The sequence below is a fragment of the Streptomyces sp. NPDC087844 genome (genome assembly GCF_044742785.1).
Lineage (GTDB): Bacteria > Actinomycetota > Actinomycetes > Streptomycetales > Streptomycetaceae > Streptomyces.
In genome coordinates, this window is the sequence record NZ_JBIUVD010000011.1 from 276,862 (window position 1) to 303,015 (window position 26,154).

The 26,154-nt window shown below is 68.9% G+C and carries 12 protein-coding genes; 9 read left to right on the plus strand and 3 right to left on the minus strand.

Annotation, left to right across the window (positions count from 1 at the left end; translation table 11 throughout):
* Nucleotides 1–24 precede the first annotated feature (24 nt).
* From ACIOKD_RS23050 to ACIOKD_RS23060, 3 genes are all read right to left on the minus strand, one after another.
* Complete coding sequence (locus tag ACIOKD_RS23050) at nucleotides 25–921, minus strand: RNA polymerase sigma-70 factor (protein ID WP_402087051.1); 897 nt, start codon at nucleotides 919–921, stop codon at nucleotides 25–27.
* A 219-nt stretch (nucleotides 922–1,140) separates the two neighbouring features.
* Nucleotides 1,141–1,944: an enoyl-CoA-hydratase DpgD gene (gene dpgD / locus ACIOKD_RS23055; protein ID WP_402086975.1), complete on the minus strand. Its 804-nt coding sequence runs from the start codon at nucleotides 1,942–1,944 to the stop codon at nucleotides 1,141–1,143.
* Nucleotides 1,945–2,000: 56 nt separating this feature from the next.
* Nucleotides 2,001–2,261 carry a hypothetical protein gene (locus ACIOKD_RS23060; protein WP_402086977.1) on the minus strand — a complete coding sequence of 87 codons (261 nt, stop codon included), beginning with the start codon at nucleotides 2,259–2,261 and terminating at the stop codon, nucleotides 2,001–2,003.
* 298 nt (nucleotides 2,262–2,559) lie between these two features.
* Between ACIOKD_RS23060 and ACIOKD_RS23065 the strand changes: the two genes are divergently transcribed.
* The 9 genes from ACIOKD_RS23065 to ACIOKD_RS23105 all read left to right on the plus strand — a co-directional run.
* Nucleotides 2,560–3,702 (plus strand): ornithine cyclodeaminase family protein, encoded by a 1,143-nt coding sequence (locus ACIOKD_RS23065; RefSeq protein ID WP_402086980.1) that lies wholly within the window; start codon nucleotides 2,560–2,562, stop codon nucleotides 3,700–3,702.
* A 269-nt stretch (nucleotides 3,703–3,971) separates the two neighbouring features.
* On the plus strand, nucleotides 3,972–4,982 hold the full coding sequence (gntD, locus tag ACIOKD_RS23070; protein ID WP_402086983.1) for a guanitoxin biosynthesis L-enduracididine beta-hydroxylase GntD: 1,011 nt from the start codon (nucleotides 3,972–3,974) through the stop codon (nucleotides 4,980–4,982).
* Between the two features lie 165 nt (nucleotides 4,983–5,147).
* Nucleotides 5,148–6,263 carry a capreomycidine synthase gene (gene vioD, locus ACIOKD_RS23075; RefSeq protein ID WP_402086987.1) on the plus strand — a complete coding sequence of 372 codons (1,116 nt, stop codon included), beginning with the start codon at nucleotides 5,148–5,150 and terminating at the stop codon, nucleotides 6,261–6,263.
* Between the two features lie 199 nt (nucleotides 6,264–6,462).
* Complete coding sequence (locus ACIOKD_RS23080; protein ID WP_402086990.1) at nucleotides 6,463–7,644, plus strand: sensor histidine kinase; 1,182 nt, start codon at nucleotides 6,463–6,465, stop codon at nucleotides 7,642–7,644.
* Nucleotides 7,645–7,708: 64 nt separating this feature from the next.
* Nucleotides 7,709–8,410: a response regulator gene (locus tag ACIOKD_RS23085; protein WP_402086993.1), complete on the plus strand. Its 702-nt coding sequence runs from the start codon at nucleotides 7,709–7,711 to the stop codon at nucleotides 8,408–8,410.
* Nucleotides 8,411–8,643: 233 nt separating this feature from the next.
* Entirely contained in the window at nucleotides 8,644–10,623 is a 1,980-nt protein-coding gene (locus ACIOKD_RS23090) for an ABC transporter ATP-binding protein (protein WP_402086996.1), read from the plus strand.
* 88 nt (nucleotides 10,624–10,711) lie between these two features.
* Nucleotides 10,712–10,933, plus strand: a complete 222-nt coding sequence (locus ACIOKD_RS23095) for an MbtH family protein (protein WP_402086998.1) — start codon at nucleotides 10,712–10,714, stop codon at nucleotides 10,931–10,933.
* An 11-nt stretch (nucleotides 10,934–10,944) separates the two neighbouring features.
* A complete protein-coding gene (locus ACIOKD_RS23100) occupies nucleotides 10,945–11,742 on the plus strand; it encodes an alpha/beta fold hydrolase (RefSeq protein ID WP_402087001.1) in 798 nt (265 codons plus the stop codon).
* Between the two features lie 166 nt (nucleotides 11,743–11,908).
* Nucleotides 11,909–26,154: amino acid adenylation domain-containing protein (locus ACIOKD_RS23105; RefSeq protein WP_402087003.1), on the plus strand; the 14,246-nt coding region annotated here is incomplete at its 3' end.

A 26,154-nucleotide genomic window follows, 5' to 3' on the forward strand; every position in this document is an offset into this window, starting at 1 on the left:
AGGAAGCGCCGGACCGCGCCGGGCTCACCTGTCAAGCGACGCCACGAAGGGCGACAGCTTGGCCGGGTTCATGACCCACATGATCCGGTCGATCCCTTCCGCCGACACATCCACCGACAGCAGGGCCACGGCGCTTCCGCCGGACCGCACGAGGACGGCCGGGCGGCCGTTGGCCTCGACCCAGCGGACGTCCGACTCCGGCCAGAACCGCGGCGCGAAGGCGGCGAGGTACCGGGAGACGTGCGGGCGTCCGACCACCGGGATCCGCGAGGCGCCGCGTACCCCTCCGCCGTCGGAGTAGCTGACGACGTCCGCCGCGAGGACGTCTTCGAGCGACCGCAGATCGCCGGTCCGCGCCGCGGTCAGGAACACGGTCAGCAGCCGCCGGTGCTCGCTGCGGCTGACACGTTCCCTCCGCTCGGTGGCCAGGTGCTTGCGCGCCCGGCTCACCAGCTGGCGGGTGTTGGCCTCACTCGTCTCCAGGATGTCCGCGACCTGCCGGTAGGGGTAGTCGAACGCCTCCCGCAGGACGTAGGCGGCCCGCTCCACCGGATTCAGCTTCTCCAGGAGGAGGAGAACCGCCAGCTCGACCGCCTCGGCGCGTTCCGCCCCCAGATGCGGGTCGAGGCTGGTGTCGAGGGGCTCGGGGAGCCACGGTCCGACGTACGCCTCGCGCCGTACCCGGGCGGACCGAGCCGTGTTGATCGCGAGACGGGTGGCCACGGTGGTCAGGAAGGCGGCCGGCTCGACGATGTTCGCGCGGTCGGCGTTCTGCCACCGCACCCACGCCTCCTGGAGGACGTCCTCGGCCTCCGCGGCGCTGCCGAGCACGCGGTAGGCGACTCCGAAGAGCTGAGGGCGCGCCGCGACGAACTGCTTCGTCGCGCTCGCAAGAGAGTTGACGTCGTCCCCGGCGTGCATCGATGTCCCTTCGGCCCAGAGCACGTTCATGTTACATCCGGTGTCCGGGGTGCGCGGCGCGCGTACGGCTTCGGACAGGCCAGGAACAGCTTCGGACAGGCCAGGAACAGCTTCGGACAGGCCAGGAACAGCTCTGGACGGCTCGCGGCCCACCGCCCGACCCGCGGGTGGCTGCCGGGCGGCTGAGTGGCCGGGTGGCCGGGTGGCCGGCCGGGTCGGTCAGCGGGCCTGCCATCGGGGCTCGCGCTTCTCGGCGAAGGCACGCGGGCCCTCGACCGCGTCACTGCTGTGCATCCGGCGCTCCTCCCAGGGGTAGCGGGCGGTGAACGCCGACTCCAGCGGCAGGGTGGCCGACTTGGTGACCGCCTCCTTGACGGCACGGACGGCCAGCGGCGCGCAGCGCACGATGTCCGCCACCCAGCTCTCGGTGGCGTCGTCGAGGTCGCCGGACGCCACGACCTCGTTGACCAGGCCCAGTTCGTAGGCGCGCTGCGCGGTCATCGGCCGCCCTGTCAGCAGATGCCCCATCGCCGTCTTCCACGGGAGCTGCCGACTCAGCCGGAACACCCCGCCGGCCCCGGCGACGAGCCCGAGCCTCGCCTCCGGCAGGGCGAAACTCGCGTCGCGGGAGGCGATGACGACATCACAGGCCAGAGCCAGCTCGAATCCGCCGCCCAGGGCGTACCCGCGCACCTTGGCGACGACCGGTTTGGCCAGATCGAACCGCTCGGTGAGCCGCGGCCAGCCGGGCTTGCCCCGGCTGCCGAACGTGGAGGGGGCGGCCTGCCCCTCCTGTTCCCGGCGGGCCAGCTCCTTCAGATCCTGTCCGACGGAGAACGCGCGGGAACCGGCACCGGAGAGAACGGCGACCCACATGTCGTCGTCCGCTTCGAAGTCGTCCCAGATTTCGCCGAGTTCCTCGTGCATCCGCAGGTCCATCGCGTTGAGGACCTCGGGCCTGTCGAGCGTTATCCGGGCGACGTGGGCGCTCTTGTCGTAGCGCACTCTTGAACGCTGAGGCATGCGGGGGACCTTAGCCCGGCCGCGGGCGCGGTCACCCGACGAAGGGCATGGCCACCCTACGAAGGGCTCGGGCTGCCCTGGGGCGGGGTAGGGCTGTCCGGCGGGGACGGGCTGTCCGGCGACCGGCTCAGGCTGTCCGACGGGGACGGGCTGTCCTGCGACGGGTTCGGGCTGTCCGACGGGCTGTCCTGCGGAGGGGCCTGTTCCTTGTCGTTGTGGCCACAGGCGGCCAGCGCGGCCACCAGGCTCGCGGTCCCCAGCCCTGTCACGAAGCCACGGCGGGACATCGCCCCCGGAATGCCGGACGTCTTGGCCATGCGTCACTTCCTGTCGCCTCGTCTCGGACCGGCCGGCTAGGCACTGCCACCCGGAGCGTGAGAATACGCTTCCGCTCACCGTAGGGATCAGCAGCGCCGACCGTTCAACCCCACGGCGAGATTCGGCCCGCCCGCGATCCGGTGCCCGCAGGCCCGGCCGGGCACCTGGCCGGGCACCCGGCCGGACACCCGCTGTTCAACCCGCGCGGGGCCGCAGTTGAACGAGCGGCCCGGTGAACACACCATTGATCGCCCGAGTGACGCCGGGTCATAGTGCTGCGGCAAGGACCCCTTTCCTGTGCCGGAGGTACTCCCGTGGCAGTGCGAGACATCGCGTACACCGAGCGGCACCTCCATGCTTGAGCTGACCGGCGCGGACGTGGCCGGGCTACTAGGCAAGGTCGATCTCGTCGACGTCGTACGCGAGGTGTTCCTGGCGCACGCGGACGACCGGACCGTACTGCCCGAGGAGAGCTGCCTGCGGTGGACCAACGACCAGGGTGAGTCCTGCCGCAGTCTCAACATGCCCGGGCTCGTGGAGATCGAAGGCCGACGCATCGCCGGCACGAAGATCATCAACGCGAGCCTGGGAAACCCGGACCGCGGTCTGCCGCGTGCCGGCGGCCTCGTCCTGCTCTTCGACATCACCACCGCCCGGCCGGTGTGTTCGATGGACGCGGCGCACATCTCGGCCGGACGCACGGCGGCGGTCAGCGTGCTCGCCGCGGAACTGCTGTGGGCCCGGCCCGTCCGCTCCATCGCGGTGGTGGGCGCCGGAGCCCTGGCCGAGGCGCATCTCGACCTGGCCCTGCGCAGATGGCCCTCGGTACGGGAGGTCCACCTCCACGACCAGGTGCCCGAGCGCGCGGTACGCCTCGCCGAACGACTGGGAGACACGTACCGTACGGTCGCCTTCGACGTCGCCTCCTCCGCCGAGCGGGCGGTGCGCGACGCGGAACTGATCATCCCCGTGACCACCACGACGACCGGTTACATCCGGGCCGACTGGATCGCTCCCGGTAGCGTCACGGTCAACGTGTCACTGGACGACCTGCTCCCCGACGCGTTCACCGCCGCGGACAAGGTGATCGTGGACGACTGGAGCCTGGTCGCCGCCGACACCACACGACTGCTGGGCAGGATGCACCGCACCGGCGACGTACTGCCGCCACCGCGCCACCGGACACCCGCCGCCACCGGACGCCCGGCGCCCGCTGTCGAGGTCGCCGCCGAACTGTGCGACCTCATCAGCGGTGCCGCGACAGGCCGGAGGTCCGCGCAGGACCGCATCGTGGTGAACCCGTTCGGCATGTCACTGCACGACGTGGCGGTGGCCGGAAAGCTCTACCACGACCACCAGGCCGGCCCGGCCCTCTCGACCAGTCCCGCCCTCTCGACCAGCCCGGCCCTCTCGGCCGGCACGATCAGTACGACCAGCTGAGACAACCAGCTCCTGCTGTGACCGGCGATCGTTTCCAGAAAACGAGTCATCGCCCGGTGAGGAGTGCGAATCAGCGTTCGCTGCGGCAGCGCAGAGCACACATCAACAAGTTCCATTGTGCGGATGTCGATGTCGAAGGATCGCGACCGGCGGTGCGCCCCCACGGGCACCGAATCGGCCAGCACCTTCTCAACGGGCCGGAGAGATTCTCTCGACGGCGTATCCGGAAACCAATTCGTCGTATTCATGGTACGGAGAGGAAAATCAGCATGGACAGGCTGGAACTCGACGAGACTGAAATCGGCGCGATGACAGAACTCGCCGACGAGTTCGAGGAAGAATTCGCGGCCCTCGATTCGGAGGATGCGCTGCACCGGGCCACCGTGCTCGCGCACCAACTCCCCCACAGGGTCCGACTCCATCTGAACGCCTTCCGGCTGGAACAGCTGTCGGGCGTGCTGTGCATATCCGGCTACCGGGTCGACCAGGACCGGCTCGGCCCTACGCCCGCGCACTGGCGGGGCCAGTCCGGGCCTTCCCCCGCGCACCGCGAGGAACTGCTCCTCATGCTCTGCAGCTCGCTCCTGGGCGACCCGTTCTGCTGGGCGACCCAGCAGGACGGCAGGATGATCCACGACATCATCCCCATCCAGGGCCATGAGCACGAGCAACTGGGTTCCAGCAGCGAGGCGTTGCTGACCTGGCACACCGAGGACGCCTTCCACCCGCTCAGGGGCGACTTCCTGTCGTTCGCCTGCCTTCGCAACCCCTACGGGGCCGCGACGACCGTCGGGTACGCCGACGCGCTCGAACTGCCGCAGGACGTACGGGAGACGCTCTCCGAGGAGCGGTTCATCATCCGCCCCGACGAGTCCCACCTCGGGAAGAACAACACCGTGAAGAGCCCGGAGCGCCTCGAATCCTTCGAGGACATCGAGAAGATGCAGCGCGATCCCGATCTGGTGGCCGTCCTCTTCGGCGACCCGCAGCAGCCCTACCTCCGGGCCGACCCGTACTTCATGAGCGTCGGGGACGGGGACGACGAGGCGCGCTTCGCACTCGACACGCTCGTCAAGGCCATGGACGAGGCCATGTGCGATCTCACCCTCGCCAGCGGGGACCTCTGCTTCCTGGACAACTTCCGGGTCGTCCACGGCCGTAAGCCCTTCAAGGCCCGCCACGACGGAACGGACCGCTGGCTCAAGCGCGTCAACGTCACCGGCGACCTGCGCAAGTCCCGTGCCGCGCGGGACGCCAGGGCGGTCCGCGCCAGCCGCTGAGCCCACGTGTGACCGCCCGGCCCCGGCTCAGCCGGCAACCGGGCGGTCACCCGCCGTACGTGCCGTACACGCGGATCCTGTCGGACTCGCATCCGACCTGCCAACACTCCGACCTGCCGGCATTCCGATACTCCGCCACTCCGACACGGAGAACGAGGGCACCCCATGAGACTTCGGTCCGCACCGCTCGAAGACTGGCTGCGCGATTACTACTTCACCGCCGAGATCGACATCAGCTCCAGCGGTTTCCACTCGTACTCCATGGCGGAACTGCGCGCGAAGACCGGCCTGCGCCACGCGGACGTCGACCGGCTGGTGTTCGACGACGGCTACTCCCTCGGCGCACCCGAGGTACGCGCCGCCGTCGCCCGCCACTGCGGGGGTGTCGACCCGGACAAGGTGATGACGACGAGCGGTTCGGGCGAGGCTCTGTCGCTCGTGCTCAGCGCGCTGCTGCGCCCCGGCGACGAGGTCGTGGTCGTCCAGCCCGGTTACCACCTGCTCGTCGAGTACGCCATCGCGCTCGGCTGCACGATCAGGACCTGGCGGCTGGAGCCGGCCGAGGACTGGCGGCCCTCGCTGGACGGACTCGCCGAGCTGGTGAGCGAGCGCACGCGGGCGATCATCGTCAACTTCCCGCAGAACCCGACCGGCGCCACCCTCACCGAGGCTCAGCAAGGCCAACTCATCGGACTCGCCGAGGGCGTCGGCGCGTACGTCCTGTGGGACGGGGCGTTCACCGACCTCACCTACGACGCCCCACCACTGCCCGAGATCACGGCCCGGTACGCGCGTGCCGTCAGCTTCGGCACCTTCTCCAAGGCGTTCGGGCTGCCCGGCCTGCGGTTCGGCTGGTGTGTGGCACCTCCCGAGCTGCTCGCCGACTGCGTACGCATCCGCGACTACACCACGCTGCACGTGTCGCCGCTCGTCGAACTCCTGGCCCTGGGCGTCCTGGAGAACGCCGAAGCGTTCATCCGGCCCCGCCTCGACCAGGCGAGGACCAACCGCGCCACCCTGACGGACTGGGCCGGGGCCCACCCCGACCTCGTATCGTTCGCGGCACCGGCGGGCGGAGTCACGGCCTTCCCCCGGCTGACGGGCCTCGCCGACGTGGACGCGTTCTGCGACGAGCTCTTCCAGAAGCGCGGCGTCCTGGTCATCCCCGGATCCTGTTTCGGCTGCCCCGAGCACATCCGGGTCGGCTTCGGCGGCCCGCCCGATCTGCTCCAGGAAGGCCTGGAGCGCCTTGCGCTCGCACTCACCGAAGCCCGCGGCTGAACCTCGCCCGCACCCGGTCGGTCCACCCGGCCCCCTTGACGAGTGACGGTGCCGTCCCTCGCGCGGGGGACGGCGTCATCCCTGGCTGGAGGGACGATCCCGGACAGCGCCGACTGCCATAATGACCGACGTGCACCGTGCGACGGCTTGGCGTGACACCTGGATCGCGACGCGACGGCGAGTGTCGGAACTTCCGCACGTGAGTGCGCTGTCCGGGACCGTCCTCGGGCTGCTCGCCGTCCTGGAATCCCTCGTCGAGTTCGTCGGCACCCACGGTTCGATTCCCCGGCTGTTCGCCGACGCCACCGCGGAAGCCGGCCCGCACGGCAGCGCGACAGGCGTGCAGTTCGCCATGGTGGTCGGACTGTTGTGCCTGTCCACGGCCCTGCCCCTGGCCTTCCTGCGTCCCCTGGCGGCCGGGGTCACCGTCACCGCGGCGAGCATGGGCTCGCTCCTGATCTTCGAGACGCTGACGCTGGCGGGCCTGGCCGCCCAGCTCGTCGCCCAGTACCGGCTCGGCCGCAGCGGCTCGGTCCTGTCCGCCGCACTCCTCGGCACGCCCTTCCTCGTCCTGGCCCTGACGGGGCCGGACGACACCGACTACCGCGTACGGGTCGTGCTCGTCGCGGCACTGGCCCCACTGGCCGCCTTCGCCGGACTGGTCGCCCGTTCCCACGAGCAGAACCGGCAGCACAGCGCCATCCGCGAGGTCATGGACGGCACCCAGTGGGAGAACGCCGCACGCGGAGAACGCGTCCGCATCGTCCGTGAGCTGCACGACGTCGTCGGCCACCACATCTCCATGATCGCCGTGCAGGCCGAGACGGCCCGGATGGCCACCGCGGGGATGCCCGCCGAGGGCGCCGAGCGACTGCTCGGCATCGGAGACACCGCCCGCGCGGCCCTGACCGAGATGCGCAGGCTGCTCGGCGTGCTCCGCGAGGACACCGAGTCCGTCACGGGCGGCGACCGCCGGCCGCAGCCCGACCTGGGACAGCTCCACGAACTGCTCGAAGAAGCACGCAAGGCGTCCGCCACGGCCGTCCGCCTGATCCTCAGCGGATCACCGAGCGCACTGGACCCGGGCATCGAACTCGCCGCCTACCGCATAGTCCAGGAATCCCTCACCAACGCCCGCAAGCACGCCACCGGCGCCGCCGTGGACGTGGAACTCACCTACGCCGACGAAGCCCTGCACCTGCGCGTCCGCGACAACGGCCCGGGACCGCCGTCCGACCGGACCACCGGCGGACACGGCCTGCTCGGCATGCGGGAACGCGCGTCCGCGGTCGGCGGCGACGTACACACCGGTTCGGGGTTCGGCGGCGGAGGTTTCGTCGTCGAGGCACGCTTCCCCATCAAGACGCCGGAAGCCCGATGACGCCACAGACCATATGACGCCACAGACCCGATGACGCCACAGACCCCATGACGGAAGAGACTTCATGACCAGCCCGTCCTCGCTGATCCGGGTCGTCGTCGCCGACGACCACGTCGTGGTCCGCACCGGTTTCGCCGCGCTGCTCGACAGCCAGCCCGACTTCACCGTCGTACGGACCGCGTCCTCCGGAGCGGAAGCCGTACAGGTCTGCCGCGAGGTCTCCCCGGACGTGGTCCTCATGGACATCCGCATGCCCGAGATGGACGGCATCGAGGCCACCAGACAGCTCGTGGGCTCCTCGCCCGAGGGCGTCGACGTACCGCGCGTCCTCATCCTGACGACGTTCGACCTCGACGAGTACGTGTACGACGCGCTGCGCGCCGGAGCCAGTGGCTTCCTCCTCAAGGAGGTCACCGCCGAACGGCTCTTCGACGCCGTACGCGTCGTCGCCGCCGGGGACGCGCTGCTCGCGCCGGGCATCACCCGCCGGCTCATCAGTGAGTTCGCCCTGATGCCCGCCAGGCCCGACGCCACGCCGCCGCCCGGCATGAAGGCGCTCACCGCACGCGAGCGAGAGGTCCTGCTGCTCGTCGCCGAGGGCCTCTCCAACCCGGAGATCGGCGCCAGGCTGGTCGTCAGCGAGGAGACGGTGAAGACACACGTCAGCCGCATTCTCGGGAAGCTCGCGCTGCGCGACCGCACACAGGCCGTGATCGCCGCGTACGAAACGGGACTTGTCGTGCCCGGTTCCCGCAAGCCGGAATAGCGCGCCGCCGGAACTCCTCGTCGGAACTCCTCGTGCGAAACCCCGTTCGGCGGCTTGTCCATGACCGCGCCCTTCGGCGGCGCGTCCGAGTGTTCAACTGCGGCACGGCGTCAGTTGAATACGCTCGTCGGCACCTGAACCTATTGCCACTTCTGAGCGCACTCGGGGATGCTTGCAACCGAGCGAAGCTGTGCCGGAACAATGCGAGAGAATTCCGTGAGGAGATACCCGCTGTGAAAGTGACGGTACAGGCTCCGGCCGACGAGCCGCCGCCCGAGGGAAATCCTCAGGGCCCTGAAGGGCATCAGCGTATTCGCCCCGGAATAGTCCGGAGGATTGTTCCCTATGCGAAGCCGTACAGATTTCGGCTGCTGTTCCTGATAGTCGCGTCCGCGCTGGGCGCGGTCGTCACGGCGGCCGGCCCCCTGTTGTTCGGCGTCATCATCGACAAGGGCATCACGCCGCAGAAGACCGATGTCGTGATCGCGGTGGCCGGAGCCCTGCTCGCCCTCGCCCTGCTCGAAGCCCTCACGACGTACTGGCAGGCCAAACTCTCCGCGCAGATCGGCGAGGGCCTCATCTACGACCTGCGTACGGCCGTCTTCGGACACGTCCAGGCCCAGCCCCTCGCGTTCTTCACCCGGTCCCAGACCGGATCGCTCGTCAGCAGGCTGAACACGGACGTCATCGGGGCACAGCAGGCGATCACCGTGCTGATGGCCGAGACCGTCAACACCATGCTGACCCTGGTCCTCGTCCTCGCCGCGATGTTCTATCTCTCGTGGCAGCTCAGCCTCGTCGCGCTGGTCATGATCCCCTTCTTCCTCTTCCCCGGAAAGATCATCGGCCGTCGGATGCAGCGCCTCGCCAGAGGCACCATGCAGCTCAACGCGGAGATGGGCTCGCTGATGAGCGAGCGCTTCAACGTCGCCGGGGCGATGCTCAACAAGCTGTACGGGCGCCCCGCCCACGAGTCCGCCGTGTTCGCGGGACGAGCCGCCGACGTCCGCGACATCGGTGTGAGGACCAACGTGACGGCACAGCTCCTCGGCATCGTCATGGGCCTCACCGCCTCGGTGACCCTCGCGCTGCTCTTCGGGATCGGCGGACTCCTCGTCGTCGAGGACGCCTTCGCCCTCGGCACCCTCGTCTCCCTGGTCACGCTCGTGGGCCGCCTCTACACACCCATCCAGCAGTTGTCCAGTGTGCAGGCCAACGCGATGACCGCGCTGGTCAGCTTCGACCGGGTCTTCGAGATTCTCGACCTCGAACCGCTGGTCAAGGAACGGCCGGGAGCGACAGCGCTGCCCGCTGCGGGCAGTGGCCCCACCGGCAGCGGCTTCGCCGGGCGTGGCTCCATGGGCACGGCCGCACCGGAGATCGAGTTCGACAAGGTCTCCTTCCGCTATCCCGCCGCCGGCGAAGTCTCCCTGGCCTCACTGGAGTCGATCGCCCTGCCCCATTCGGAACGCGGCGACGACGCCCTGGTCCTCAACGAGGTCAGCTTCCGGGCACCCGCGGGGAAACTCACGGCACTCGTCGGCCGCTCGGGCGCCGGCAAGACCACCATCACCAACCTGATGCCGCGCTTCTACGATCCCGTCTCCGGCTCCGTACGCATCGCGGGCCACGACCTCCGCGACGTCACCCTGGCCTCCCTGCAGGACACGGTCGGCGTGGTCACCCAGGACGCCCACCTGTTCCACGAGACCATCCGGGCCAACCTCCTGTACGCCCGCCCGGACGCCTCCGAACGCGACCTCGTCGAGGCGTGCGAGGCGGCCCGGATCTGGGACACCGTCGCCGCCCTGCCCAACGGCCTCGACACCGTCGTCGGCGACCGCGGATTCCGGCTCTCGGGCGGCGAGAAGCAACGCGTAGCCCTGGCCAGGCTGCTGCTCAAGGCCCCGCCCGTCGTCGTGCTCGACGAAGCCACGGCCCACCTGGACTCGGAATCCGAGGCGGCCATCCAGCGCGCCCTCAGGACCGCACTGGCAGGCCGCACATCCGTGGTGATCGCCCATCGGTTGTCCACCATCCGCGAGGCCGACCAGATCCTCGTCATCGACGACGGCCGGATCCGCGAACGCGGCACCCACGAATCGCTGCTGTCCGACGGCGACCTCTACGCCGACCTCTACGACACGCAGTTCGCCCGGCAGAAGACGGCCACCGGCGAAACCGTGCTCGACGTCGCGGGCCCGGGGCGCTGACAGCCGCCCGAACGCCCCAGCAAACCCCCGAACCTTCTTCCGTAGTTCCCTTTCCTTTCCCGGTCAACGTTGTGAAGAGGAGATCGCCTTGCGCACCGTGAGCTTTGACTTCGAAACCCCTGAGGCACGATTCAAGGTCCTGATCAACCACGAGGAGCAGTACTCCCTGTGGCCCGCCGACCTCGATGTCCCCGGCGGCTGGAACGAGACAGGCGTGACGGCCTCCAAAGAGGAATGCGACAAGTACATCGAGGAGACCTGGACCGATATGCGGCCCAAGAGCCTGCGTATCGCGCTCGACGGTAAATAGCGGGTCGCGGAATGCCGCACGTATTCACCAACGGCATCCGGCTCTCCTACGAACGGTCGGGCCGAGGCGAACGAGTCCTGATGATCATGGGCTCCTCGGCCGCCGGCCGGGTCTGGACCCTGCACCAGACCCCCGCGCTGAACGAGGCCGGCTATCAGGCCATCACCTTCGACAACCGCGGAATCGCCCCCTCGGACGTTCCACCGGGGAGATACACCATCGCCGACATGGTCGCCGACACCAAGGGCCTCATCGAGGCCCTCGACGCCGCGCCCTGCCGGATCGTCGGGGTCTCCCTGGGGGCGATGATCGCGCAGGAACTGGCCATCAGCCACCCGGACCTGGTCCGGTGCGCCGTCCTGATCGCCACCAAGTCGCGCTCGGACGCTCTGCGAACCGCTCTCGGCACGGCGGAACGCGCCCTGATGCAGAGTGGAGTGAAACTGCCGGCCGACTACGAGGCCGCGATGTCGGTGCTGCAGATGCTCTCGCCCGCCACGCTGAAGGACGACAGTGCCGTCTCCCTGTGGCTGGAGACGTTCCGACTGGCCCGCGCCGAGAGCTCGATCGGCCAGACCTGGATCAACACGGACGAGGATCGGCGCAAAGCACTGCAGGAAGTGTCCGCGCCGTGCCGGGTCATCGGGTTCAGCGACGATTTCGTCACGCCGCCCCATCTGGCCGCCGAGGTCGCCGAGGCCATTCCCGAGTGCGACTACGTGGAGATCCCTGATTGCGGTCACTTCGGTTATCTGGAACGTCCTGCCGAGGTCAACACGGCCATCATCGATTTCCTGAACGACCACTGAGACGGCCGGGAAACACCTCAAGCAGCGGGCGTTGGAAATGAGCTGAAAGAACGAGTTGAAGAAAGATGGGCTGAAGAAAGATGGGCTGAAAAAAGAAGACGGGACGAGCAGGAGAAGTACGCCGGTTATCGCGGTGCGGCAGCTCGAAAGGCTAAGTGGGGGCGTCATGGACAGCGAACTGAATTTCTGGCGCAGCCAGTTGGCCGACCAGCCGGTAGGGGACCTGCCCACGGACCGGCCGCGCACACAGGCGCCGTCCGTCGAAGCAGCGGTGATCGAGTTCGGGGTGCCGGCGGACGCGACGGAGCGGTTGCGGGCTGTGTCCGGCGACCTGGGCACGACACTGCTGGCGGCGTTGAGCATCCTGCTCGGGCGGTACGCCGTCACGGACCACGTGTCCTTGGTGGCCGGCACGACGGTGACGCGCACGGACCTTTCGGGCGACCCCACGTTCCGTGAGGTGCTGGGTCGGGTGCGACAGACCACGTCCGACCAGCTGGAGACCACGTTCTTCCCCGTCTGCTTCGGCTACACCGGTCCCCAAGGAGCCGGGCAACAACCGGGCGGGCGACAGCTCTCGCCCGCGGACCAGGCCGAGTTCGACCTGGCGGTGCGTCTCGCCGACCATGACAGCGACAGCGACAGAGACGGTGAGAACGGAGGACTGGGCGGCGAGATCCAGTACAGCACCGCGCTGTTCGACGAGGCGACGGTGCAGCGGATGGCAGGCCACCTGGTCACGCTGCTGACTGCGGTCGCCACAGACGCGGACCGGAGGATCGGTGACCTTCCCCTTCTCACCACCGCTGAACGTGATCGGCTGGTGGAGGAGTGGCATGGCGCTGTGGTGCCTCTGCCCGAGGTGGGCGGAGTGCATGAACTGATCGCCGCGCGAGCACTGTCGATGCCGGACGCGGTGGCGGTGGTCGCCGATGGTGAGGCGCTGACATATGGCGGGTTGCTGACCCGAGCCAATCGCCTGGCACATCACCTGCGAGGACGCGGAGTGGGTGCCGAGTCGGTGGTGGGACTGTGCCTGCCACGTGGGGTCGACATGGTTGCGTCGATGCTCGCGGTGTGGCAGGCGGGCGGGGCGTATCTGCCGCTGGATCCCGAATATCCGGCTGAGCGGCTGGAGTTCATGTTCGCCGACAGCGGGGCGAGTGTGCTGGTGGGCCACAGGTCGATGACCGAGGCGGCCGGAGGGCTGCTCGCGGAGTCGGCGGAGTCGGTGGTGTGGCTGGATGACCCGGCGGTCGGGCCGGTGCTGGCGGATCTGCCCTCCACCTCACCCGAAGTACACGTACACGCGAATCAGTTGGCGTATGTGATTTATACGTCGGGGTCGACGGGGCGGCCGAAGGGTGTGCAGGTTGCTCATGGTGGTGTGGTGAATCTGGCGTTGGTGTTGCGGTCGGCGTTGGGTGTGGGTCCGGGTGTGCGGGTTTTGCAGTTTGCGTCGTTGGGTTTTGATGCGGCGGTGCTGGATGTGGTGGTGACGTTGGCTGGTGGTGGGGTGTTGGTGGTGGCGGGGGGTGTGGAGCGGTTGGTTCCGTCGGCGTTGGTGGGGTTGGTGGGTGCTGAGGGTGTGCAGGCGGCGAGTGTGTCGCCGTCGTTGTTGGGGGTGTTGGAGCGGGGTGGGTTGTCGGGTGTGGGGAGTTTGTTCGTGGGGTCGGAGCGGGTGGGTGCTGAGGTGGTTGAGGGGTGGGGGTCGGGGCGGCGGATGTTTGTTGGTTATGGGCCGACTGAGGTGACGGTGATTGCGTGTGCGGGGTTGGTGGATGTGGGTGGGGTGGGTGCGCCGTCGATTGGTGTGCCGTTGGCGAATACGCGGGTGTATGTGCTGGATGGGCGGTTGGTTCCGGTGCCGGTGGGTGTGGTGGGTGAGTTGTTTATTGGTGGTGTGGGTGTGGCGCGGGGTTATGGGGGTCGTGGTGGGTTGACGGCGGAGCGGTTTGTGGGGGATCCGTTTGCGGGGGACGGGTCGCGGATGTATCGGTCGGGGGACCGGGTGCGGTGGCTGGCGGATGGGCGGCTGGATTTTGTGGGTCGGGCGGATGACCAGGTCAAGGTGCGTGGGTTTCGGGTTGAGCCTGGTGAGGTGGAGGCGGTGCTTGCCTCGCATCCGTTGGTTCGGGCGGCGGTGGTGACGGTGTTCGGGGATGTGGGGGATCTTCGTTTGGCGGCGTATGTGGTTGCGGCTGATCAGGGTGTGGGTGTTCCGTCGGTTGCTGGGTTGCGGGAGTTCGTGGGTGGGCGGCTGCCGGCGTTCATGGTGCCGTCGGTGTTCGTGGAGTTGGCGGCGTTGCCGTTGACGGTGAATGGGAAGCTGGATCGGGCGGCGCTGCCTGATCCGGTGGGTGTGCGGTTGGAGTCGGGTGTTTTTGTGGCGCCGTCGGGTGCCACTGAGGAGTTGCTGGCCGGGGTGTGGGCGCAGCTTCTGGGTGTGGAGCGGGTGGGCGCCACCGACAACTTCTTCGAACTCGGCGGGCACTCCCTGCTGGCGGCTCGGGTGCTGTTCCGCGTCCGGGACGAGCTAGGTGTCGAGCTGCCTCTCGCCGCTCTGTTCGACCATCCGACCGTACGGGAGCTCGCCGGAGCGGTCGAAGGCCTGGTGAACACGGGCATGGGCGACGGCGATGCGGTGGTGACGCCCATGACCGTGGTCAGCAGGGATGAAGCGCTGCCCTTGTCCTTCGCCCAGCAGCGGTTGTGGTTCCTGGATCGCCTGGAGCCCGGCTCGACCGAGTACAACCTGCCGTTGCCCATCCGGCTGGACGGGGACCTGGATGTCGCCATGCTGGGTGCGGCGTTGTCCGGTGTGGTGGCGCGGCACGAGGTACTGCGGACCCGGCTGGTGGCGGACGCGGACGGAGTTGCCCATCAGGTGATTGATCCGCCGACGCCGGTCGTGCTGCCGGTGGTCGATGTGTCCGGCGACGCCGATCCGCTGAGCGCGGCTGAACGGCTGGTCGCGCGGGACGCGTCGACCCCGTTCGATCTGGCCGTCGGCCCTCTCATCCGGACCGTGCTCGTTCGGCTGGCCGACGACGCGCACGTGCTGGCCCTGTCGGTGCATCACGCGGTCTTCGACGAGTGGTCGGATCACGTCTTCCAGCATGAACTGTCTGCCTTGTACGAGGCCTTCCGCGCGGCTGAACCTGACCCGTTGCCGCCGTTGCCGGTGCAGTACGCGGATTTCTCGGTATGGCAGCGAGAGCAACTGACGGGGGAGGTTCTGAGGCGCCAACTCGACTACTGGACAGCTGAGTTGGCGGGCGCGCCGACTCTGGACATGCCCACGGATCGTCCTCGACCGGCGGTGCGGTCGTCTGCTGGAGCGGTGGCCGGCTTCGCGGTCTCGCCGGAGACGGTGGAGGCGCTGCGAGGGCTGTCGCGCGAGTGCGGCGTGTCGATGTTCATGACGCTGCTGGCGGCCTTCGACGTACTGCTGGGGAGGTACACGGACTCGGAGGACGTGGTGGTGGGCACGCCGGTGGCGAACCGGAACCGTGCCGAGACCGAGAACCTGATCGGCTTCCTCGTCAACACCCTCGTCATGCGAACCGACATGTCGGGTGATCCGTCGTTCCGTGAAGTGGTGGGGCGGGTCCGGGAGACGGCGCTGGGTGCGTACGCACATCAGGACGTGCCGTTCGAGCAACTGGTCGAGGCGCTGGTCACCGACCGGGACCGGTCGCGCAGCCCGCTCTTCCAAGTGCTCTTCAGCTACGTGGCCGAGCGCGGCGCGTACATGAACCCAGGGCAGCTGCCCGTCAAGTTCGACCTGGCGGTGAAGCTCGGGGACAGCGGCGACGGACTGGCGGGCGAGATCGAGTACAGCACCGCGCTGTTCGACGCGGCGACAGTGGAACGGTTGGCGGGGCACCTCGTCGCGGTGCTGGAGGCAGTAGCCGCGAATGCGGACCAGCGTGTCGGCGATCTTGCCGTGGTGGGGGTTGAGGAACGTGATCGGCTGGTGCGGCAGGGGGGTGGTGCGGTTGAGGCGTTGCCGGGTGTGGGTGGGGTGCATGAGCTGATCGCTGCGCGGGTGGAGGCGGGTCCGGATGCGGTGGCGGTCGTCTCGGACGGCAAGGCGCTCACGTATGGCGGACTGATGGCGCGTGCCAATCGCCTGGCGCATCACCTTCGAGGGCTTGGGGTGGGTGCCGAGTCGGTGGTGGGGCTGTGTCTGCCGCGTGGGGTCGACATGGTCGTGGCGATGGTGGCGGTGTGGAAGGCGGGTGGGGCGTATCTGCCGCTGGATCCCGAATACCCGGCTGAGCGGCGGGAGTTCATGGTCGCTGACAGTGGTGTGCGGGTGGTGGTCGGGCCGGAGACGATGGCCGAGGTGGCCGGGGATCTGCCGTCCACGGCGCCTGGAGTCGACGTACACGCGGACCAGTTGGCGTATGTGATTTATACGTCGGGTTCGACGGGTCAACCCAAGGGTGTGCAGGTCGGGCACCGCAGTGTGGTGGGGATGGTGACCGCGCTGGCTTCGGTGCTGGGAGCGGGTGCGGGGGTTCGGGTCCTGCAGTTCGCGTCGTTCAGTTTTGATGCGGCGGTGCTGGATGTCGCGGTGACTCTCGCCTCGGGCGGCACGCTGGTGGTGGCGAGCAGTGCCGAGCGCGCCGCCCCGGAGGTACTGACCGGGGTGATCGGGGCGCAGGCGGTGGAGGCGGCGAGTGTGGTGCCGTCCCTGCTGGGTGTGCTGAACCCGGACGAGGTGCCGGGTGTCGAGACGTTGTTGTTGGGTGCGGAGCGGCTGACCCAGCAGGCGGCCCAGGCCTGGGCGTCCGGCCGCACGCTGGTGAACACCTACGGTCCTACCGAGGCGACTGTCATGGTCACCACGGGCCCGGTGGCCCCGGAGCCGACCATGGCTCCGCCGATCGGTGCCCCGGTGGCGAACGCCCGCCTGTATGTCCTGGACGCACGCCTGAACCCGGTCCCGGTCGGAGTGGCCGGCGAGGTGTACATCGCGGGTCCGCAGGTGGCCCGCGGCTACCGCGCCCAGTCTGCGCTGACCGCCGAACGCTTCGTGCCGGACCCGTTTGCCGCCGATGGCACCCGTATGTACCGCTCGGGTGACCGGGCGCGGTGGCTGGCTGAGGGCACGCTGGACTTCATCGGCCGGGCCGACGATCAGGTCAAGGTCCGCGGTTTCCGTATCGAGCCCGGTGAGATCGAGGCCGTACTCGCCGCCCACCCGCAGATCCGCACCGCCGTCGTGACCGCGTTCGGTGAGGCCGAGGACCGCAAGCTGGCCGCCTACCTCGTCCCCGCCGATCAGGCCGACGGCATCCCCTCGGTCACCGCACTCCGTTCCTTCGCGGGTGAACACCTCCCCGCCTACATGATCCCGGCAGTCTTTCTGCCGCTCACGGACCTCCCCCTCACTCCCAACGGCAAACTCGACCGGTCCGCCCTCCCGCTGCCTGACGGCGGGTGGCAGGTGGAGCCGGGTGAGTTCGTGCCGCCGGGAACCATGACCGAGGAGCTGCTGGCCGGAATATGGCAGCACTTGCTGGGTGCGGAACGAGTCGGGGTCACCGACAACTTCTTTGAGCTGGGCGGGCATTCGCTTCTCGCGACGCGGGTCAACTCCCGCATCCGGGAGCTGCTGGCGGTCGACATACCGCTGTCCGCACTGTTCGACCGCCCTACCGTGCGCGAACTGGCCGCCGTCGTCGATGGAGCGGGCCGGGCGATGGTCGTACCGGCGATTGAGGCGGTGGACCGGAGCGGGCCGCTGCCCCTGTCGTTCGCCCAGCAGCGGCTGTGGTTCCTGGACCAGCTTGCGCCCGGCTCGACGGAGTACAACATCGAGCTGCCGGTGTGGCTCAGGGGTGAGAAGCCGGATGTGGAGGCGCTCAACGCGGCACTGACCGCGCTCCTGGCCCGGCACGAGGTGCTGCGCACCCGGCTGACGGCCGGGGCGGACGGTGTTCCGTACCAGCTGATCGACTCGCCCGCGGAGTTCATGCTGCCGCTGGTGGACGTGTCCGGCGAGCCGGATCCGGTGATCGCCGCCCGCGACCTGGTGGCGGCGGACGCCGCGGTGCCGTTCGATCTGGCACGCGGTCCGCTGATGCGTGCCACGCTCGTCAGGCTGGCGCCCGACGAGCACGTACTGGCTCTGTCCGTGCACCACGTCGTCTTCGACGAGTGGTCGGACCGGGTCTTCCGGCGTGAGCTCTCGGCCCTGTACGTGGCCTTCCGGGAAGGCGAGCCGGATGCGTTGCCGCCGCTGCCGGTGCAGTACGCGGACTTCGCCGCTTGGCAACGCCAGTGGCTCACCGGCGAGGTGCTCGATGCGCAACTCGGCTACTGGACGCACAGGTTGGCGGGATCACCGGTGCTGGAGCTGCCCACGGACCGGCCGCGTCCGCCGGTTCGGTCCAGCGAGGGATCGGCGCTGCGGTTCACCGTTCCGGAGCGGACGGCTCAGATGCTGCGAGGGCTGTCACGCCGGAGCGGCGTGACGATGTTCATGACGCTGCTGGCCGGGCTCGATGTTCTGCTGAGCCGGTACGCGGGGTCGGACGACGTGGTCGTGGGCACGCCCGTCGCCAACCGGAACCGGACCGAGACCGAAGATCTGATCGGCTTCTTCGTCAACACCCTGGTACTGCGCACCGACTTGTCCGGAGACCCTTCCTTCGCCGAGCTGCTGGGGCGCGTGCGCGAGACCGCGCTCGGTGCCTTCTCCCACCAGGATGTCCCGTTCGAGCAGCTCGTCGACGAACTGGTCACCGAGCGGGACCGTTCCCGTACCCCGCTCTTCCAGGTCATGTTCAACTACGCGACCTGGGATGCCGATGACTCCCGTGGGCCCGCCGAGGTGGACCAGGACACGAGTCCGGGCTTCGGTGATTACGCCGACGCGGGGGCGCTGTCCGCGGACATGCTGGCCGACAGCCTTCCCGCGAAGTACGACCTGCTGATCACACTGGGCGACAGCGCCGGCGGGGGCAGCGGCGAGGGTCGTACGGGCGTTGGTAGCGGCTGCCTGGTCGGTGAGGTGCAGTACAGCACCGTCCTGTACGACCCCACGACGATCGAGCGCATGATCGGGCACCTCGTGGCGCTGTTGGAGTCGGTCGCCGACGACGCCGAGCGGCCGCTGTCGCAGGTATCCATGCTGTCGGCGGACGAGTGGAACCTCCTGGTGGACGGGGGGAACGCCACTCCGGCGCTGCCCGCCGCCTCCGCACCCCGGGGCGTCCACGAGACGATCGCGGCGCGAGCGACCGAACGGCCCGACGCGGTGGCCGTGGTCTTCGGCGAGCACCGGCTGACCTACGCGGGACTGATGGCGCGTGCGAACCGCATGGCACACCAACTGCGAGCAGCCGGCGTCGGCCAGGAGACGGTGGTGGGTCTGCACCTGGAGCGCGGGCTCGACCTGGTGACGGCCATGCTGGCGGTGTGGCAGGCGGGTGGCGCCTATCTCTCGCTCGACCTGAATTACCCACCTGAGCGGCTCGGGTTCATGCTCGCCGACAGCCGCGCGACGGTCGTGGTGACCCAGTCCCACCTGTCCGACGCCATGACCCCCGCGACGACCCACGCCATGACCCACGCGACGACCCATGCTGTGACGCACGGCATGACCCCTGCCCCCGCCCTCGTGGTGGTGGATCATCCGGCGACAGCCGACGCGATCGCCGCACAACCGGCTACCGCGCCGAGGACGCTCACCACCGACCCGGGACAGCTTGCCTACGTGATCTACACGTCGGGCTCGACCGGGCGACCCAAGGGCGTGCTGGTTCCGCACGCGAACGTGCACGGCCTGTTCGGGGCAGCCGACGGCACCGGCACGTTCGAGCTCGGTCCGGACGACGTGTGGAGCGTGAGTCACTCCGCCGCGTTCGACTTCTCGGTGTGGGAGATCTGGGGCGCACTGACGCACGGGGCCCGCTGCGTGGTCGTACCGACGGAGACAGTGCGGGAGCCGTGGCTGCTGCACGACGCGCTCGCCGCCGAGGGTGTCACCGTACTCAGTGCCACACCGGAGCTCTTCCGCCAGCTCGCGGACCTCGGTGAGGCGCATCGCACGCTCGCCGACCTGCGGTTCGTCGTGTTCGGCGGCGACGCGCTGCAGGCGGCGCATGTGGCACGGTGGGCCGCCGCCCGAGGGCTGGACAGCCCCGCCCTGGTGAACATGTACGGCATCACCGAGACCACGGTCCACGTCACGCACCACCGGATCGATCCCACGGACGTCGACGCCGACCTCAAGGTGCCCATCGGCCTCCCCCTGCCGGGATGGCAGGTGTACGTCCTGGACGAGCACCTGAGGCCGGCCCCGCTGGGCGTCCCTGGTGAGCTGTACATCGGTGGTGCCGGTGTGGCGCGTGGCTACGGGGGCCGGCCGGCGCTGACGGCCGAGCGGTTCCTGGCCGATCCGTTCACGGGTGACGGCTCGCGGTTCTACCGGTCGGGTGACCGGGCACGCCGGCTGCCCGGCGGTGTCCTGGAGTTCCTCGGGCGCGCCGACAAGCAGGTCAAGGTGCGCGGTTTCCGTATCGAGCCGGGTGAGATCGAGTCCTTGCTGACGGCGCACGGGGGAGTGCGATCCGCGGTGGTGGACGCCTTCGGGGAGGGCCCGGAACGCAGGTTGCTGGCCTATCTGGTTCCCGCCGATCCGGCCGAGGGCATCCCCTCGCCGACCGGACTGCGCGACTACCTGCGGCGGCACCTCCCCGACTTCATGGTTCCGGCGGCCTTCGTCGAACTGGCCGCACTGCCCCTGACCCCGAACGGCAAACTGGACCGGGCCGCACTGCCCCGGCCGGACCGGCCGCAGCCGCAGGACGACTTCGCGGCTCCGGCCGGGGCAACGGAGGAACTCCTCGCGGACATCTGGGCCCACGTGCTCGGCGTGGTACGTGTCGGCGCCAACGACAACTTCTTCGAGCTCGGCGGCCACTCCCTGCTGGCCACCCAGGTGGTCTCCCGGATCCGCGAGGCGTTCGCGGTCGAGACCCCCCTCGCCGCCCTCTTCGACCAGCCGACCGTACGGCAACTCGCCACGACACTCGACGAATCGGCTGTCGGCCACGCTGTCGTGCCCCCGGTGACACCGGTCGGCCGTGGCCAGGCACCACCGCTGTCGTTCGCCCAGCAACGGCTGTGGTTCCTGGATCAACTCGCACCCGGCGCGGTGGAGTACGCCCTGCTGTCACCCGTCGCCTGGAACGGCTCCCTGGATGTGGCGGCTCTGGGTGCGGCGTTGTCGGGTGTGGTGGCGCGGCATGAGGTGTTGCGGACGCGGTTGGTGGCGGATGCGGAGGGTGTGCCGCGTCAGGTCATCGATGCGCCGGCGCCGTTCCCGTTGCCGGTGGTGGACGTGTCGGAGGACGCCGACCCCCGGACCGCTGTACGCGCTCTGGTGGCGCTTGACGCGGCGGTGCCCTTCGACCTCGAGGCCGGACCGCTCGTCCGGGCGAACCTCTTCCGGCTCGCACCCGACGAGCACGTGCTCGCCCTGGCCATGCACCACGTTGTCTTCGACGAGTGGTCCGACCGGATCTTCCACCGTGAGCTGACAGCTCTGTACGAGGCATACAGGTCGGACGAGCCGGACCCGCTGCCTCCGCTGCCCGTCCAGTACGCCGACTTCGCGGTCTGGCAGCGCGAGTGGCTGTCGGGCGAGCTGTTGGACAACCAACTTGCGTACTGGCGGGCCCAGTTGGCGGGAGTACCAACACTCGAACTGCCCACTGACCGCCCTCGTCCGTCGGTTCGTTCGTCTGCGGGTGCTTCGGTGCGGTTCGTTGTTCCGGTGGGGGTGTCGGAGGCGTTGCGGGGGTTGTCGCGTGAGTGTGGCGCGTCGATGTTCATGACGTTGTTGTCGGTGTATGCGGTGTTGTTGGGTCGGTATGCGGGGTCGGAGGATGTGGTGGTGGGCACGCCGGTGGCGAACCGGAATCGTGCGGAGACGGAGGATCTGATCGGGTTCTTCGTCAATACGTTGGTGATGCGTGCTGATCTGTCGGGTGATCCGTCGTTCCGTGATGTGGTGGGGCGGGTGCGGGAGACGGCGTTGGGTGCGTACGCGCATCAGGATGTGCCGTTCGAGCAGTTGGTGGAGGCGTTGGTCACCGACCGGGACCGGTCGCGTACCCCGCTCTTCCAGGCCCTGTTCAACTACGACTTCGTCGAGAACGAGGGCAGCTCCGGTGACCGTCCCGCGGCGGTTCGGACCGTCGACAGGAGTGGCAGCGCCGCCGACATGGTCGTCGCGAAGTTCGACCTCCGCCTGGTACTGAGCGACGACGGCGACCGGATCGCGGGCGAGTTCGAGTACAGCACGGCGTTGTTCGACGCGGTGACGGTGGAGCGGATGGTGGGGCACCTGCTCACGCTGCTGGAATCGGCGGCGTCAGGGTTCGCCCGTCCGGTGGGCGAGTTGCCGGTGTTGACGGCTGGTGAGCGTGCTGTGTTGGTGGGGGAGTGGAGTGGGGCTGTTGAGTCTGGTGAGTCTGGTAGGGCTGTTGGGCGTGGTGGGTCTGTTTCTGGGGTGGGTGGGGTGCATGAGCTGATTGCCCGTCGGGCGTTGTCGGTGCCGGATGCGGTGGCGGTGGTGTCGGGTGGTGTGTGCGTGACGTATGGGGAGTTGTTGGGCCGGGCTGATCGTTTGGCGCATTATCTGCGGGGTGTGGGGGTGGGTGCGGAGTCGGTGGTGGCGTTGTGTCTGCCGCGTGGGGTGGACATGATCGTGGCGATTCTGGGGGTGTGGCGGGCGGGTGCGGCGTATGTGCCGTTGGATCCTGAGTTCCCGGTGGATCGGTTGGGGTTTGTGCTGGCGGACAGTGGTGCGTCGGTGGTGGTGGGTTCGGGTGAGTTGGTTGATGAGTTGCCGGTGGGGCGGTTGCGGACGGTGGTGCTGGATGATCCGGCGACTGTGGCGGGGTTGGCTGCGATGCCGGCGACGGATCCCGGGGTGCCTGTTGTTGCTGGTCAGTTGGCGTATGTGGTGTATACGTCGGGTTCGTCGGGGCGGCCTAAGGGTGTGCAGGTCACGCATGGTGGGTTGTTTGGTTACACGGTGGGTGTGGTGGAGCGGTTGGGCTGGTCGGGGGTGGGGGTTCGGTTTGGTCTGTTGCAGCCGGTGGTGACTGATCTGGGGAACACGGTGGTGTTCGGGTGTCTGGTGTCGGGTGGTGTGCTGCATGTGGTGGGTGCGGATGCGGCGGTGGATGGTCGGGCGGTGGCTGCGTACTGGCGTGTGTGGGGGATTGATTTTGTGAAGGTGGTGCCGTCGCATCTGGCGGCGTTGGCGGCCGGGGGTGGGGAGGGTCTGGCGGGGTTGGTGCCGGCGCGGGGTCTGGTGCTGGGTGGTGAGGGTGCGTCCGGGGCGTGGTTGGGGGAGTTGGTGGCGGCGGCTGGGGATCGGGTGGTGGTCAATCACTATGGTCCGACGGAGTCGACGGTGGGTGTGCTGGCGGGGTTGTTGGGTGGGGATGGTGTGGTGGCGTTGGGGCGGCCGTTGGCGGGGGCGCGGGTGTATGTGGTGGATGAGCGGTTGGTTCCGGTGCCGGTGGGTGTGGTGGGTGAGTTGTGTATTGCGGGGCCTCAGTTGGCGCGGGGTTATGGGGGTCGGTCTGGGTTGACGGCGGGGTGGTTTGTGGCGGATCCGTTTGCGGCTGATGGGTCGCGGATGTATCGGTCGGGGGACCGGGTGCGGTGGTTGGTGGATGGGCGGGTGCAGTTTGTGGGTCGGGTGGATGCTCAGGTGAAGGTGCGGGGTTTCCGTGTGGAGCCGGGTGAGGTGGAGGCGGTGCTGGCGGGGCATCCGTTGGTGGGGTCGGTGGTGGTGTCGGCGTGGGGTGAGGGTGTGGAGCGCCGGTTGGTGGCGTATGTGGTGTCGGCTGGTGTGGGTGACGGTGTTCCGTCGGTGGGTGAGTTGCGGGCGTTTGTGGGTGGGCGGTTGCCGGAGTACATGGTGCCGTCGGTGTTCGTGGAGCTTGCTGCGCTGCCGTTGACGGCGAACGGCAAACTCGACCGCACCGCCCTCCCCGAACCACACGGAGCCCAGGCCGGTGGAGCGGACGGATTCGTCGCTCCCGCCACCGATACCGAAGAGCTGCTGACCGGGATTCTGGCCGAGGTGCTCGGCCTGGACCGCGTCGGCGCCACAGACGACTTCTTCGAACTGGGCGGGCATTCGCTGCTTGCCACGCAGGTCATCTCCCGGTTGCGTGAGGTGTTCGGGGTCGAGGTGCCTCTGTCGGCCCTTTTCGACCAGCCGGCGGCACGAGGGCTGGCGTCTGTCATCGAAGGGTCCGCTCGGGAGATCGCGCCTCCGGTGACGGCGGCCGACCGAGGCCAGGACCTGCCGCTGTCGTTCGCGCAACAACGCCTGTGGTTCCTCCACCAGTTCGACCCCGGATCAGCCGAATACATCGCCCCGGCACACATACGCCTGCGAGGTCAGGTGGATGTCGCCGCGCTGGGTGCGGCGTTGTCGGGTGTGGTGGCGCGGCATGAGGTGTTGCGGACGCGGCTGGTGGCGAGCACGGACGGTGTGGCGTATCAGGTGATCGACGCGCCCGTATCCGTCCCGCTGCCGCTGCGTGATGTGTCCGGTGCGGTGGATCCGCAGGCAGCCGCGCGGGCGTTGGTGGTGGCGGAGGCGGGGCGGGCGTTCGACCTGTCGGCGGGTCCGCTGGTGCGGGCGGTGCTGATCCGGCTGGCGGCGGATGAGCATGTGCTGGCGCTGGTGATGCATCACGTGGTGTCGGACGAGTGGTCCGGGCGGATTCTGCGTCGTGAGCTGTCGGCGCTGTACGAGGCGTTCCGTGACGGTGAGCCGAGCCCGTTGGCGCCGCTTGCGGTGCAGTATGCGGACTTCGCGGTGTGGCAGCGGCAGTGGCTGGCCGGTGCGGTTTTGGAGGAGCAGCTGGGTTATTGGCGGTCGGTGTTGTCGGGGGCTGCGGTGCTGGAGCTGCCCCTCGACCGGCCGCGTCCGGCGGTGCGGTCCACCGAGGGTGGTGTGGTGGGGGTGCGGGTGCCGGCCGCGACGGCTGATGCTTTGCGTGTGTTGTCGCGCCGTGGTGGGACGACGATGTCCATGACGTTGCTGGCGGCGTTCAGTGTGCTGCTGGGCCGGTACGCGGGCACGGACGACGTCGTGGTGGGTACACCGGTGGCGAACCGGAACCGGGGCGAGACCGAGGATTTGATCGGGTTCTTCGTCAACACCCTGGTCATGCGGGCCGACCTGTCCGGTGACCCGTCCTTCACCGAACTCCTGGGCCGGGTGCGGGAGATGGCGCTGGGCGCCTACGCCCACCAGGACCTGCCCTTCGAGCAGCTCGTCGACGAACTCGGCACGGAGCGCGACCGGTCCCGCAGCCCCCTCTTCCAAGTCCTCTTCAACTACGACACAGCAGAAGCAGCCGGTGACACCGGTGGCCGGCCGGACGAGCTCGGCTGGGAGAACGTGGCTGACCAGTCGGGCGGACTCTCCCCGGCCGGCCCGATGCTGATCAGCTTCGATCTCGCGCTCAGGCTGGGGGACAACGGCGAGGAACTGGCGGGAGAGCTGCAGTACAGCACCGCGCTGTTCGACGCCTCCACGGTCGAGCGGATGGCGGGACACCTCCTGTCACTGCTGGACGCACTCGCCGCGGACGCGGCCCGGCCGGTCGCCGAGCTTCCGCTGCTGACCACCGCTGAGCGCCAGCAGTTGCTGGAGGAGCGGCACGGCGCCGTCGTGTCCCTGCCCGAGGTGGGGGGAGTGCATGAGCTGATCGCCGCAAGGGTGCTGTCGATGCCGGATGCGGTGGCGGTGGTCTCGGGAGAGGCGTCCCTGACGTACGGCGGTTTGTCGGCGCGGGCGAATCGACTCGCGCACTACCTCCGGGACCGGGGAGTGGGCGCGGAGTCGGTGGTGGGGTTGTGCCTGCCGCGCGGGGTGGACATGATCACGGCCGTTCTGGGTGTATGGCAGGCGGGAGCGGCCTACCTGCCGCTGGACCCCGAATACCCGACTGAGCGGCTGGAGTTCATGCTCGCCGACAGCGGTGCGGCGGTACTTGTGGGGCATCGGGACGCGGCGGGGCTCGGCGCTGTCGTGGACGACGTGGTGCTGCTCGACGACCCGGCGATTGCCGAGGCGTTGTCAGGTCTGCCGGCGGAGGCGCCCGAGGTGTCGGTGTTGCCTGCCCAGTTGGCGTATGTGATTTATACGTCGGGGTCGACGGGGCGGCCGAAGGGTGTGCAGGTTGCTCATGGTGGTGTGGTGAATCTGGCGTTGGTGTTGCGGTCGGCGTTGGGTGTGGGTCCGGGTGTGCGGGTGTTGCAGTTTGCGTCGTTGGGTTTTGATGCGGCGGTGCTGGATGTGGTGGTGACGTTGGCTGGTGGTGGGGTGTTGGTGGTGGCGGGGGGTGTGGA

Excerpts from the sequence above, each read along its gene's own strand:
- ACIOKD_RS23050 (WP_402087051.1), bottom strand. The coding sequence starts at position 921 with ATGCACGCCGGGGACGACGTCAACTCTCTTGCGAGCGCGACGAAGCAG.
- dpgD (WP_402086975.1), bottom strand. The coding sequence starts at position 1,944 with ATGCCTCAGCGTTCAAGAGTGCGCTACGACAAGAGCGCCCACGTCGCC.
- ACIOKD_RS23060 (WP_402086977.1), bottom strand. The coding sequence starts at position 2,261 with ATGGCCAAGACGTCCGGCATTCCGGGGGCGATGTCCCGCCGTGGCTTC.
- gntD (WP_402086983.1), top strand. The coding sequence starts at position 3,972 with ATGGACAGGCTGGAACTCGACGAGACTGAAATCGGCGCGATGACAGAA.
- vioD (WP_402086987.1), top strand. The coding sequence starts at position 5,148 with ATGAGACTTCGGTCCGCACCGCTCGAAGACTGGCTGCGCGATTACTAC.
- ACIOKD_RS23085 (WP_402086993.1), top strand. The coding sequence starts at position 7,709 with ATGACCAGCCCGTCCTCGCTGATCCGGGTCGTCGTCGCCGACGACCAC.
- ACIOKD_RS23100 (WP_402087001.1), top strand. The coding sequence starts at position 10,945 with ATGCCGCACGTATTCACCAACGGCATCCGGCTCTCCTACGAACGGTCG.